Annotated in this window: 11 protein-coding genes and 1 tRNA gene; 9 read left to right on the forward strand and 3 right to left on the reverse strand. The window is 66.3% G+C overall.

What is annotated here, in order from left to right:
• Positions 1-35 precede the first annotated feature (35 nt).
• The 9 genes from eno to ACRB8A_RS05610 all read left to right on the forward strand — a co-directional run bounded on the left by eno (position 36) and on the right by ACRB8A_RS05610 (position 9,430).
• On the forward strand, positions 36-1,316 hold the full coding sequence (eno, locus tag ACRB8A_RS05570; protein ID WP_285241028.1) for a phosphopyruvate hydratase: 1,281 nt from the start codon (positions 36-38) through the stop codon (positions 1,314-1,316).
• Positions 1,317-1,440: 124 nt separating this feature from the next.
• Complete coding sequence (locus tag ACRB8A_RS05575) at positions 1,441-2,076, forward strand: FtsB family cell division protein (RefSeq protein ID WP_432245797.1); 636 nt, start codon at positions 1,441-1,443, stop codon at positions 2,074-2,076.
• 26 nt (positions 2,077-2,102) lie between these two features.
• Positions 2,103-2,774: a DUF501 domain-containing protein gene (locus ACRB8A_RS05580; protein WP_432245798.1), complete on the forward strand. Its 672-nt coding sequence runs from the start codon at positions 2,103-2,105 to the stop codon at positions 2,772-2,774.
• Complete coding sequence (locus ACRB8A_RS05585) at positions 2,771-3,718, forward strand: exopolyphosphatase (protein WP_432245799.1); 948 nt, start codon at positions 2,771-2,773, stop codon at positions 3,716-3,718. Before ACRB8A_RS05580 ends, ACRB8A_RS05585 begins: the two co-directional genes overlap by 4 nt.
• 2 nt (positions 3,719-3,720) lie before the next feature.
• Positions 3,721-5,121 (forward strand): S8 family serine peptidase, encoded by a 1,401-nt coding sequence (locus ACRB8A_RS05590; RefSeq protein ID WP_432245800.1) that lies wholly within the window; start codon positions 3,721-3,723, stop codon positions 5,119-5,121.
• Positions 5,122-5,180: 59 nt separating this feature from the next.
• Positions 5,181-6,662 carry an NAD(P)/FAD-dependent oxidoreductase gene (locus ACRB8A_RS05595; RefSeq protein ID WP_432245801.1) on the forward strand — a complete coding sequence of 494 codons (1,482 nt, stop codon included), beginning with the start codon at positions 5,181-5,183 and terminating at the stop codon, positions 6,660-6,662.
• A 136-nt stretch (positions 6,663-6,798) separates the two neighbouring features.
• A complete protein-coding gene (locus ACRB8A_RS05600) occupies positions 6,799-7,743 on the forward strand; it encodes an N-acetyltransferase (protein ID WP_050684595.1) in 945 nt (314 codons plus the stop codon).
• Positions 7,744-7,763: 20 nt separating this feature from the next.
• A tRNA-Leu gene (locus ACRB8A_RS05605) sits at positions 7,764-7,837 on the forward strand.
• A gap of 243 nt (positions 7,838-8,080) precedes the next feature.
• Positions 8,081-9,430, forward strand: coding sequence for an ABC transporter substrate-binding protein (locus ACRB8A_RS05610; RefSeq protein WP_050684594.1), 1,350 nt, complete (start codon positions 8,081-8,083; stop codon positions 9,428-9,430).
• A gap of 354 nt (positions 9,431-9,784) precedes the next feature.
• Here ACRB8A_RS05610 and ACRB8A_RS05615 read toward each other — a convergent pair whose 3' ends face one another.
• From ACRB8A_RS05615 to ACRB8A_RS05625, 3 genes are read right to left on the reverse strand one after another with little or no spacing between them, the layout of a single operon-like run.
• A complete protein-coding gene (locus ACRB8A_RS05615; protein WP_432245802.1) occupies positions 9,785-10,558 on the reverse strand; it encodes an ABC transporter ATP-binding protein in 774 nt (257 codons plus the stop codon).
• The gene (locus ACRB8A_RS05620; RefSeq protein ID WP_432245803.1) at positions 10,555-11,625 is read right to left on the reverse strand and encodes an ABC transporter ATP-binding protein; all 1,071 of its coding nucleotides are present in this window, start codon (positions 11,623-11,625) and stop codon (positions 10,555-10,557) included. Before ACRB8A_RS05620 ends, ACRB8A_RS05615 begins: the two co-directional genes overlap by 4 nt.
• On the reverse strand, positions 11,622-12,590 hold the full coding sequence (locus ACRB8A_RS05625; protein ID WP_050684591.1) for a branched-chain amino acid ABC transporter permease: 969 nt from the start codon (positions 12,588-12,590) through the stop codon (positions 11,622-11,624). Before ACRB8A_RS05625 ends, ACRB8A_RS05620 begins: the two co-directional genes overlap by 4 nt.
• Positions 12,591-12,596 lie beyond the last annotated feature (6 nt).

Here is a 12,596-nt window from a genome sequence, read left to right on the forward strand (position 1 = left end):
ACATCCCCCGTTAATCGCCCATAAGGAGCAAATTCATGGCGCTTATCGATGCCATCCACGCCCGCGAAATCCTCGATTCCCGCGGCAACCCGACAGTAGAAGTTGAAGTCCTGCTCTCCGACGGCCAGATCGGCCGCGCAGCAGTTCCTTCCGGCGCCTCCACCGGCGAGCACGAAGCCGTTGAACTGCGTGACGGCGACAAGGGCCGTTACCTTGGCAAGGGCGTCCAGAAGGCCGTCGACGCCATCATCGACCAGATCGCCCCGGCCCTGACCGGCTTCGACGCCACCGACCAGCGCAGCATCGACCAGGCCATGCTGGACCTGGACGGCACCCCGAACAAGGGCAAGCTCGGCGCCAACGCCATCCTGGGCGTCTCCCTGGCCGTGGCCAACGCCGCCGCAGCCTCCGCTGACCTGCCGCTCTACAAGTACCTGGGCGGCCCCAACGCCCACGTCCTGCCCGTCCCGCTGATGAACATCCTCAACGGTGGCTCACACGCCGACTCCGACGTCGACATCCAGGAATTTATGGTTGTCCCGCTCGGCGCCGAGACCTTCTCCGAAGGCCTCCGCTGGGGCGTTGAGGTCTACCACGCCCTCAAGTCCGTCCTGAAGGAAAAGGGCCTGGCCACCGGCCTGGGCGACGAGGGCGGCTTCGCGCCGAACCTGCCGTCCAACCGGGCCGCCCTGGACCTGATCCAGGAAGCCATCCAGAACGCCGGCTACACTCCGGGCAAGGACATCGCCCTGGCCCTCGACGTGGCCTCCTCCGAGTTCTTCATTGATGGCGCCTACCAGTTCGAAGGCAAGGCCCTGACCTCCGCCGAGATGAGCGCCTACTACGCCGAGCTCGTGGCCGACTACCCGCTGGTATCCATCGAAGACCCGCTGGACGAGAACGACTGGGACGGCTGGAAGACCCTCACCGACGCCATCGGCGACAAGGTCCAGCTGGTGGGCGATGACCTGTTCGTCACCAACCCCGCCATCCTGCAGCGCGGCATCGACACCGGCACCGCCAACTCGCTGCTGGTCAAGGTCAACCAGATCGGTTCCCTGACCGAAACGCTGGACGCCGTCAGCCTGGCCCAGCGCGCCGGTTACACCACCATCACCTCGCACCGCTCCGGCGAGACCGAGGACACCACCATCGCCGACATCGCGGTGGCCACCAACGCCGGCCAGATCAAGACCGGTGCCCCGGCACGGTCCGAGCGGGTTGCCAAGTACAACCAGCTGCTTCGCATCGAAGAGGAACTCGACGACGCCGCACGCTACGCCGGCCGCAGCGCGTTCCCGCGTTTCAAAGGCTAGTAGCCGCGTAAACCAATAACCGGTGGCTATGGTTGAAAGACCATAGCCACCGTTGTTGTTTCAGCAGCACCCGTCCCAGCCCAGCCAGCGGCGGCCCCGGCAGGCTGCGCGTTCCAGGAGTGTCATGGCCACCCGCCGTCCCAAAGTTCCCAAGGTCACCCCCTCCCGCCCAGCCCCGGAAACCCCCGACGGCGCAGACAACACCGCGTCCGGCACCCGGCCCGCGCAGGCCGCCACTAAAGCACCGGCCGGCAGCAGCAAGATACAGCCCGGCAGGCCCGGCCCCGCGGGTAAGACGCCGGGCAGTAAAGCTCCGGCAAGCAGCCGCGCAGCCGCCGCCACATCAGCAGACCGGGACGCGGACCACCAGCCAGTCCCGGCCAAAGCGTTCTCCGGCAGGATGCTGGCCCTGGCCGTGGTGATGGTGGCCATCACCATCCTCCTCGCGCCAACGGTGAAGATCTTCTTCGATAAAAAAGCCGAACTGGATGCCCTGAACGCCGACATCGCCGCACGTCAGGCCGAAGGAAAAGCGCTGCGCCAGCAGGTCTCACGCTGGCAGGACCCCAACTACGTGAAGCAGCAGGCCCGCGACCGCATTAACATGGTTATGCCGGGCGAAACCGGCTACTGGGTGTTCGGCGGCGATGAGCCGGCCGGCGAAAGCAGCAGCGAACCCGGTGCAGCAACACCAGACCCCGCCGATCTGCCGTGGGTGGATTCCCTGTGGGGGTCCATCACGCGCGCGGCCACAGACTGAACCGCAACAGGAAGGACGGCCCGCGCATGGAATACCACACGGCAGCCGCCCGGGATGAAACCCGCCAACCATCAGCCCACGACCTTGACGTACTGAGCAGGCAATTGGGCCGCCCCGTCCGCGATGTTGTGGAAATTCCTGCCCGCTGCGTCTGCGGCAACCCGCTGGTGGCCGCCACGGCACCGCGGCTGGGCAACGGGACCCCTTTCCCCACCACCTTTTACCTCACCCACCCGGTGATCACATCCGCCGTGTCGCGCCTCGAAGCCAACGGCGTGATGAATGACATGAACGAACTCCTCGCCGCAGATCCGGGACTGGCCAGCGCCTACCGGGGCGCGCACGAACAGTACCTGGCGGCCCGTGACGCCATCGGCCAGCGGTCCGGCATCGGCTCCGTCCCGGAGATCGACGGAATCTCTGCCGGCGGCATGCCCACCCGCGTCAAATGCCTCCACGTCCTGGTGGGTCACTCGCTGGCCGCCGGTCCCGGAACCAATCCGCTGGGCGACGCCGCACTGGAACAGATCGCCGAATGGTGGACTGTTGAGAGGTGCTACTGCGACGGCGCCTGGGACACCTCCGGCCTGGCACCTTCGAAGGACCTGAGCCGGCACGGTCCGCAGGGTTTGCCGGACATCGTGGGCCGACCGGCCCCCATCCGGAAGACAGCGCAGCAGCCGGGGGAGACCGCATGAGCCGCGTTGCTGCCATTGACTGCGGCACCAACTCCATCCGGCTCCTCATCGCCGACATCGACCGGACCAACGGCACCACCACCCTGACCGACGTGGTGCGCGAGATGCGGGTGGTCCGGCTCGGTGAAGGCGTCGATGCCACCGGCGAACTGTCACAGGCCGCCCTGGACCGTACTTTTGCCGCCACCGCCGACTATGCCCGGCTGATTGCCGGGCACGGTCCCGCCGCTGTCCGGTTTGTTGCCACCTCGGCCAGCCGGGACGCCAGCAACAGGGACGTCTTTGTGGCCGGCATCAGGGACCTGCTGGGCGTCGAACCCGAAGTCATTTCCGGCGACGAGGAAGCTGCCCTGTCCTTCGCCGGGGCCAGCAGCGTGCTGCCCGTCCTCGACGGCCAGGAAGTCCTGGTGGTGGACCTGGGCGGCGGCAGCACCGAATTCGTCCTGGGCACCGCAGCCGGCGTGACGGCTGCCAAGTCTGTGGACATCGGCTGCGTCCGCCTCACCGAACGCCACCTGCGCGCCGACCCGCCCACCGCCGGCCAGATCGCCGCCGCCCAGGCCGACGTGGACAACGCAATCGCCCTCGCGGGCCGGGACGTTCCGCTGGAACGCGCCACCGCCGTCGTGGGCGTTGCCGGGTCAGTGACCACCATCACCGCCCATGCCCTCCGCCTGGACGAATACTCGCCGGACGCCATCCACGGGGCGGAACTGCCCCTGGCCACCGTCCGCAGCGCCGCCGGCGACCTGCTGCAGCTCACCCGCGCCGAACGCGCCGCGCTGCCCTACATGCACCCGGGCCGCGTGGACGTGATCGGCGCCGGGGGACTGGTGTGGGCGCGGATCCTGGAACGCGTGGCTGAGCTGAGCGGCGGCCGGATCACCACCGCCACTGCCAGCGAGCACGATATCCTCGACGGCATTGCGCTGAGCATCGGCTGAGCATGCATTCATCTTTGCTCCGGGCGGGCGCCCCGCTCCGAAAAGCCACGTCCGCTGTCCTCGCCGTAGGCCTCGCGGCCTGCTTCCTCTGCGCCGGACTGGCCACCGCCGGGCCTGCCCGGGCCGACGACTGGCGCGACAAGCAATTTTGGCTCGCCGAATCGGGCATCACCAAGGCTTGGGAGGTTTCCAAAGGCGCCGGCGTCAAGATCGCGGTGATCGACAGCGGCATCGATGGCCAGCACCCGGACCTTAAGGGTGCGCTGGCGGGCGGGTATGACGCGTCCGGGTCCGGCGCCGCCAACGGGCAGAAGAGCGTCGGCGCCAAACCGGAGCATGGCACCCTGGTGGCCACCATGCTGGCAGGCCGCGGCCACCAGCCGCCGGTGGACCCCAGCGCCAGCCCCAGCCCGTCACCCAGTCCCACCCCGGCGAACCCTGCCCCGGACGGGATCATCGGCGTGGCCCCCGAAGCCCAGATCCTGTCCGTTTCCACTTGGCTGGGATCCGCCAACCCCTCGGGTAAGAGCGACCAGGACCAGATCCCCGAAGCCGTCCGCTGGGCGGTGGACAACGGCGCCAAGGTCATCAACATCTCCCTGGGCAGCACCACCCCGCAGTGGCCCCAGAGCTGGGACGCGGCGTTCCTCTACGCCGAACAAAAGGACGTGGTGATCGTGGCGGCCGCCGGTAACCGCGTGGGCGGCAACACCCAGGTGGGTGCGCCTGCCACGATCCCCGGCATCCTCACAGTTGCCGGGCTGGACCGGGACGGCGTGGCCAGCGTGGATGCCTCCTCCCAGGGCATCAGCATCGGCGTGGCAGCCCCGGCCGAGGACCTGCTGGGCGGCCTGCCCGGCGGCGGCTACACCGAATGGGCCGGCACGTCCGGCTCCACACCGATCGTGGCCGGCGTTGCTGCCCTGATCCGCTCCAAGTGGCCCGCCATGACCGCCAAGCAGGTCATCAACCGCATCATCACCACGGCCAAGGATGCAGGCGCGCCCGGCAAGGACCCGCTGTACGGCTACGGCATCCTCAACGCGGAGGCTGCGCTGAAGGACACGGTTCCGGAAGCCAGCAGCAACCCGCTGGGCTCCATCGCCGAATGGATCAGGGTCCACCGGCGCGGGATCCCCGCCACCCCGGCCCCCGTGGCCACCTCGGAGGTGCCCAGCGCGGCACCCACGCTGCCCGAAGCGAAAGTACCCGCAGCCGTGGCGCCCTCGCAGCGGGACACCGCCATTGGCGCCGCCGTCGTGATCGGGTTTGCCCTGCTCATATTGTTCATCATTGCTGCCGCCGTCATCCAACTGCGCAGGACGGCCAGGAATCCCGCCCTGCTGCGGGAGGAACCTGACACGGGCACCATGGAACGGGTTGATACGGGCCGGAAAACGTAGCATTTCCGGCGGACAACGTAGTTAGTGAAGATTTTCACAAACTGCTGTATCCTTAAATCATGGCAACCACCACAGAGCTCCAGGACCGTCCCAGGGTACTCGTCGTCGGCGGCGGGTACGTCGGCCTGTACGTAGCACTCAAACTGCAGAAGAAGATCGCGAATGCCGGTGGCATCGTCACCCTCGTGGATCCACTGCCCTACATGACTTACCAGCCCTTCCTCCCCGAGGTGGCCGGCGGCAACATCGAGGCGCGCCACGCAGTGGTCTCCCACCGCCAGCACCTCAAGCAGACCGAGCTCATCCAGGGCCGCGTCACGTCGATCGACCATGCGAACCGCACCGCTGTTGTGGCTCCGGCCGACGGCGGAGCCAACATCGAGGTCCCGTACTTCGATGTTGTCCTCGCGGCAGGTGCCATCACGCGCACCTTCCCCATCAAGGGCCTCGCGGACAAGGGCATCGGCCTGAAGACCATCGAGGAAGCCGTTGCCCTGCGCAACAAGCTCCTGGAGCGCATTGAAGTTGCCTCCACCATGACGGACCCGGCCGAACGCGCCCGCGCCCTCACCTTCGTGGTGGTGGGTGGCGGATTCGCCGGCATCGAGTGCATCACCGAGATGGAGGACCTGGCCCGCGCCGCGGTCCGCAACAACCCCCGCGTCAAGCAGGAGGAAATCCGCTTTGTGCTGGTTGAAGCCATGGGCCGCATCATGCCCGAGGTCACGGCCAGCCAGGCCGAATGGGTGGTGGAGCACCTCCGCAGCCGCGGCATCGAGGTCCTGCTGAACACCTCCCTGGACAACGCCGAAGGCAGCCTCAAGCTGATCAACCTGCCGGACAAGTCCCTGGCCCAGGATTTCGAAGCCGACACCCTGGTGTGGACTGCAGGCGTGCAGGCCAACCCGATGGTCCGCTCCACCGACTTCCCGCTGGAGCCCCGCGGCCGTGTCCGCGTCCTGCCGGACCTGCGGATCGGCGGCGACGAAGGCATTGTTGACAACGCCTGGGCCGCCGGCGACATCGCCGCTGTACCGGACCTCACCGGCAAGGGCCTGCCCGACGGCACCTGCGTCCCCAACGCCCAGCACGCCCTTCGCCAGGCCAAGCGCCTCGCCAAGAACCTGTGGGCCTCCCGCTGGGACAAGCAGCTCAAGGACTACAAGCACAAGAACCTCGGTGCTGTGGCCGGCTTCGGCGAGTGGAAGGGCGTTGCCAACATCAACCTCCTGGGCCGCATCGGCCTGAAGGGCCCGCTGGCCTGGCTCGCACACCGCGGCTACCACGGCATGGCGATGCCCACGTTCGAGCGCAAGTTCCGCGTGGTCCTCAACTGGGTCATCGCGTTCTTCGCCGGGCGCGACACCACCCAGCTGCTGGACCTGGACAACCCCCGCGGCGCCTTTGTGGCAGCAGCCACCCCGGCACCCAAGCCTGCGGCCGCACCCGCCGCTGACGCCACCCCCGTGGCCGGCGCCCCGGGTTCCGCGGAAAAGACCAAGGTTGACCCCAAGGAAGCTGTCACGGCGAACGCCAAATAGCGCCACGGCTTTCCCATAACGCACGACGGCGGCTGTTCCCATCACGGGGATGGCCGCCGTCGTTCGTTTAACGGCTCTGCCTGACGCACCGCCGGTTCCTCCCGCACCGGCGGTGCCTGGCTCCTAGACTGGCCGGATGAGTGCCGAAAAAGATCTACAGACCCTGTTGGCCACTATGGCGCCCACACTCCGGGAGGGTGAATACGTTTTTGTGCAGTGGCCGGACGGCCGCCCGTTGCCGGCCGGAGCCGAAGCGGCCGTGCGGGAGGCCGAAGGCCTGACGGTGGTGCTGCCCAGGGCAGCAGCGGACAGTGAGGGGCTGGCGTACAGCTTCGTGGCCGCTTGGATCACCCTGGAGGTCCATTCGGCGCTGGACGCGGTGGGACTCACGGCGGCCTTCGGCAAGGCGCTGGCGGACGCGCACATCAGCTGCAACGTCCTGGCGGGACTGCACCACGACCACCTGCTGGTCCCCGCGCCCGATGCGCCGCGGGCCCTGGAGGTCCTGGCAGAACTGTCGGCGGAAAGCCGCCAGCAGGAGCGTCCCACCCTTGAGCTCCGGAGCGAAACCGAGGCTGACCGGGACGCCATCTATGCCCTGGTTGCCGACGCCTTTGCCATCTCGCCGGCCACTGGCCTTCCTGCGGTGGGCGAACCTGCGGAGGTGGCCGTGCTGCGGGGGCTGTTCGAGGCGGAGGAGTACCTGCCGGACCTCAGCGTCGTGGCCGTCCTGGCCGGGGAAGTGGTGGGCCATGTCATCAGCACGCGCGGATGGGTGGGGGACCACGAACTCCTGGGCCTGGGCCCCCTGGCCGTCACGCCGCGGCTGCAGCGGCACGGTGTGGGGTCGGCGCTGGTGCAGGAGAGCATCGCCAGGGCCAATGCTGCGGGGGAGCGAGGCATCGCGCTGCTGGGTAGCCCCGAGTACTACCCCCGGTTCGGCTTTGTGCCCGCGGCCAACTTCGGGGTCCTGGCTCCGGACGAGGCCTGGGGTGACTATTTCCAGCTGCTGCCCCTGGCGCTCTGGCCCGGGGGAGTGCACGGTACCTTCCGGTACGCGGAGCCATTCAGCCTCGCCTGACGGGATACCATTGAGCAGTTGCCCCAGTAGCCCAATTGGCAGAGGCAGCAGACTTAAAATCTGCGTGTTGTGGGTTCGAGTCCCACCTGGGGTACAGGCCCGGCATCAGCCGAAAATCGGGAAGCCGTCCGCGACGCGGGCGGCTTTTCCTGTGCCCGGGACAGCCCGCGGCGGGCGCCGGATGTCCGCTTAATTCCGCATAGGCAACGACTGTTATAAGGATGTGACCTCAGTCACTTATCTTCGGCCGGTATTTGCATTAGCTTGAAGCCTAATCAGGAACACCTGACCATGCGCATCAAAGGCCGTTCGCACCTTTCGATCCAGGAGATTCTCAATGATTCCACGTTCCCCGGTGGCGCCCCGAATTGCCAAGCTCACAGCGCTTGGCGTCGGCGTTGCCTTTCTGGCTACGGCTTGCGGTGGCACCTCCACCCCCAGCTCGACGGAAACCACCACGGCCGCCGCATCCGGCGCCATAGCCTGTCCTGCTCCCGCAGCAGGCGCTCCTGCACCTGAAATCCCTGCGGCCGGCACAGTGCCCGCCTCGACCACCACTACCGAGACGCCGCTTAAGATCGGTTCGCTGCTGCCGTCCACCGGTTCGCTGGCCTTCCTGGGCCCGCCCGAAATCGCCGGCGTCAACCTGGCGATCAAGGACATCAACGACGCCGGCGGCGTCCTGGGCAAGCCTGTGGAGGTCTCACACCTCGACTCCGGTGACACCACCACCGACGTCGCCACCCAGTCCGTCACCAACCTCCTGGGCCAGGGCGTCAGTGCCATCATCGGTGCGGCATCCTCAGGCGTTTCCAAGACGGTCATCAACCAGATCACCGGTGCCGGCGTGGTCCAGTTCTCGCCCGCCAACACGTCCCTCGACTTCACCACCTGGGATGACAAGGGCCTCTACTGGCGCACCGCCCCGTCCGACCTGCTCCAGGGCTCCGTGCTGGGCAACTACGCCGTTTCCTGCGGTGCCCAGACCATGGGCATGATCGTCCTCAACGACTCCTACGGCACCGGCCTGGCCAAGACCGTCAAGTCCTCGTTTGAGGGCGCAGGCGGCAAGATCGTCGCCGAGCAGCTCTTCAATACCGGCGACACCCAGTTCAACACCCAGGTGGATGCCATTGTTGCGGCCAAGCCGGACGCCATCGGCGTGATCACCTTCGACGAAGGCAAGAGCATCATCCCGCTGCTCCTGGGCAAGGGCATCAAGCCGGAGCAGCTGTTCCTGGTTGATGGCAACCTCAAGGACTACAGCAAGGACTTCGCGGCAGGCACCATGACGGGCGCCCACGGCACCCTTCCGGGCACCAGTGCCGGCGATGACTTCAAGAAGAAGCTGCTGGCGGTCGATCCGGCGCTGACGGACTACTCCTACGCAGGCGAGAGCTGGGACGCCACCAACCTGGTGGCGCTGGCTGCGGAAGCTGCCAAGAGCACCAAGGGTGTGGACATTGCAGCCCAGCTGCAGGCCGTGTCCAAGGACGGCGAGAAGTGCTACAGCTTCGGCCAGTGCGTCACGCTGATCCGCGAAGGCAAGGACATCGACTACGACGGCCAGTCCGGCCCGGTGACCTTCGCCGACAGCGGTGACCCCTCCGAGGCAACCATCGGTGTCTACGAATACAGCGCCGACAACAAGTACAAGCTCGTCAAGGAAGAATTCGGCAAGCTCTAAGCAGTAACGCCGGCTCCCTAAGAGCCTGCAGCGGGAGGGCCTGAGAACGGTATAGCACCGGGCTCAGGCCCTCTCTTGTGCCCGGAACCGGGTCGGGGAATTGTCGTAAGGTGCTGGCATACCTGGGTTATGGAGGTCCCTCCGACTCCGATGAAGCTCACGACGGCGGCACGCACCGCCAACCTCAGCCCCGGCGGGGTGCCGGATGCGGCCGCCGGGCTACGGCACCGTTCCCGCAGTGCGGACCAGAGAGTTAAAGCAGGTGTGGGCTGCCTCCCGGAAAGTGACCCCGGAATCCGGGTCCACTTTCCGGGAGACAGCCCACACGGGGTGGTTGCTCCTAAAGAGGCAGGCCTATTCGACAGTGTCCGCCAACGTGCCAAGGTACAGCTGGATGACCTTCGGGTCCTTCATAAGCTCCCTGCCGGTACCGGTGTAGGCGTCCCGGCCCTGGTCCAAAACGTAGCCGCGGTCACAGATCTGCAGGCAGCGGCGGGCGTTCTGCTCCACCATGATCACGGACACCCCGGCCCTGTTGATCTCGTGGACCCGGAGGAAGGTCTCATCCTGTTTGACGGGGGAGAGGCCTGCCGAGGGTTCGTCCAGGAGCAGGACTGCCGGGTCCATCATCAAAGCGCGGCCCATCGCCACCATCTGCCGCTCGCCGCCGGAGAGCGAACCGGCGCGCTGGGCGCGGCGCTTGCCCAGCTCCGGAAACAAGCCGGTGACAAAGTCGAACCGCTGGGCAAAGTCCTTGGGCCGCTGGAACATCCCCATCTGCAGGTTTTCCTCGATGGTCAGGGCAGCAAAGACGTTGTTGGTCTGCGGCACAAAGCCCACGCCCCGCGTCACCAGCTTGTTGGCCTTGAGCCCCGTCAGGTCCTCGCCGCGTACCACCACCGTGCCGGAGTGTACTTTCACCAACCCGAACATGGCCTTCAGGAGCGTCGACTTCCCGGCACCGTTGGGCCCGATAATGCCGATGAGTTCGCCTTTGCGGGCCTCGATGCTGCAGCCGTTGAGGATGTTCACGCCCGGCAGGTAGCCGGCCACAAGGTCGGTGACTTTGACCACCGGGTCGCCGTCGCTGACGGGCTGGGCGGTGGGTGCCGCGCTGGTGCTGCTCATTGGCTGTTCCTATCGGTCCGGTCGGTGTCCCTGCTGCCGTGGGGTCGGGGACGCCTGTTGCCCGGTTCCACGGGCCCGTCTTCGGCCGCCACCACATCCAGGGAGATGATGCCTGCGTTTTCGGTGCCAACGATTGATTCGTCGTCCGCCACCAGTTCCGCTGCAAGCTCCTTGATGCCCTCGGAATCACCGAGGTCAACATCGTGGTGGGCGCCCAGGTAGGCGTCGATGACCGCCGGGTTCTTCATGACTTCACCCGGAGGGCCTTCGGCCACCACTTTTCCTTCGGCCATGACCACTACCCAGTCCGCGATGTGCCGGACCATGTGCATGTCATGCTCGACGAACAAAACGGTCATGCCTTCGGCCTTCAGGTTTTTGATGTGGTCCAGCAGCGACTGGGTCAGTGCCGGGTTCACACCTGCCATGGGCTCATCCAGCATGACCAGCTTGGGCCGCACCATGAGGGACCGGGCCATCTCCAGGAGCTTGCGCTGGCCACCGGACAGGGACGCAGCGTAGTCGTCCTTTTTGGCATCCAGTTTGAACTTGGCCAGCAGGACGTCCGCTTCGGCGGTGATCTGCTTTTCCCGGCCACCCCACATGCCCTTGAAGAGGGCCTTTGACAGCCGTTCCCCGGGCTGGTTAGCAGCTCCCAGGCGCATGTTTTCCATCACCGTCAGCTTGCCCATGACCTTGGTGAGCTGGAAGGTGCGCACCATGCCCATCCTGGCCACCTTGTAGGGCGAAACGCCGGCCAGGCTATGTCCCTCGAACTGCCATTTGCCGCTGTTGGGCGTATCAAATCCCGTGAGCAGGTTAAACAGTGTGGTTTTCCCGGCGCCGTTCGGTCCGATCAGCGCTGTGATCTTGTGGCGGGGGATCTCGAGGTAGTCGACGTCCACGGCGTTGATGCCGCCGAAGGTCCGGGTCACGTTCTCGGCCACCACGATGGGATCGCGTTTTTTGCAGCCGGGCCCCGTTTCGCCGGCCGCAATGGGCCGGGTGTCCGTCATGTAGTCCGGCTCGCCGGTGGCGGCTGTGGGTTCTTCGCTGTGCAGGCTCATGCGAACGCCAGCTCCTTCTTGTTTCCAAACACGCCCTGGGGCCTGAATATCATCAGCAGCATCAGGGCGACGCCCACCAGGATGTACCGGAGTTGACCGGCCTGGGTTGTGGTCAGCCAGCTGACCACGCCTGAATCGATGAGCCCTGTCAGGATGCCCTGGGTCAGGGACAGCACCACCCAGAACATCATGGCGCCAATCACGGGTCCCAGGACGGTGGCCATTCCGCCCAGCAGCAGGCAGGTCCAGAGGAAGAACGTCAGTTCCGTTCCATAGTTGGTCGGCTGCACGGCGCCCCGGGGGAGCGTGAAGATCATCCCCGCAAGCCCGCCCAGGACACCACCGATGATGAGGGCCTGCATTTTGTAGGCGTAAACGTTTTTGCCCAGGGACCGGACAGCGTTTTCGTCCTCGCGGATACCCTTAAGCACCCGGCCCCAAGGGCTGCGCATCAGCAGGAACACCAGGACCGCGCAGGCGGCCACCAGGATCCAGGCCACCAGGCGGATAAAGAAGTCCCTGCTGCTCATCCCCATGTAGGAGCCTTCAGGGAAGGGGTTCATGGCGTAGAAGCCACCTTCGAAGGCGGCGAGGCCGTTGGCCGAGCCGGTCACGGCGGTCCAGCCGTTGGTGGTCACCAGGTAGCGGATGATTTCGGCGGAGGCAATGGTGACGATGGCCAGGTAGTCAGCCCGGAGCCGCAACGTGGGGATGCCCAGCAGCAGCGCGAACAAAGCTGAGCACAGCACGGCGATCAGCATCGCCACGAAGAAAGGCGCCCCGAAGGTCAGCGTGGAAATGGCAAACCCGTAGGCGCCCACTGCCATAAAACCTGCCTGCCCGAAGTTCAGCAGGCCGGAGTAGCCGAAGTGCACGGCCAGGCCCAGCGCCGCCAGGGCGTAGGCGGCGGTTGTTGGGCTGATGATCTCGCCCATCGCGTTGGAAAGGATGCTTGAAAAGTCCATGGTGTT

This window comes from Arthrobacter sp. G.S.26 (assembly GCF_050847375.1).
In the GTDB taxonomy this organism is placed as follows: domain Bacteria; phylum Actinomycetota; class Actinomycetes; order Actinomycetales; family Micrococcaceae; genus Arthrobacter.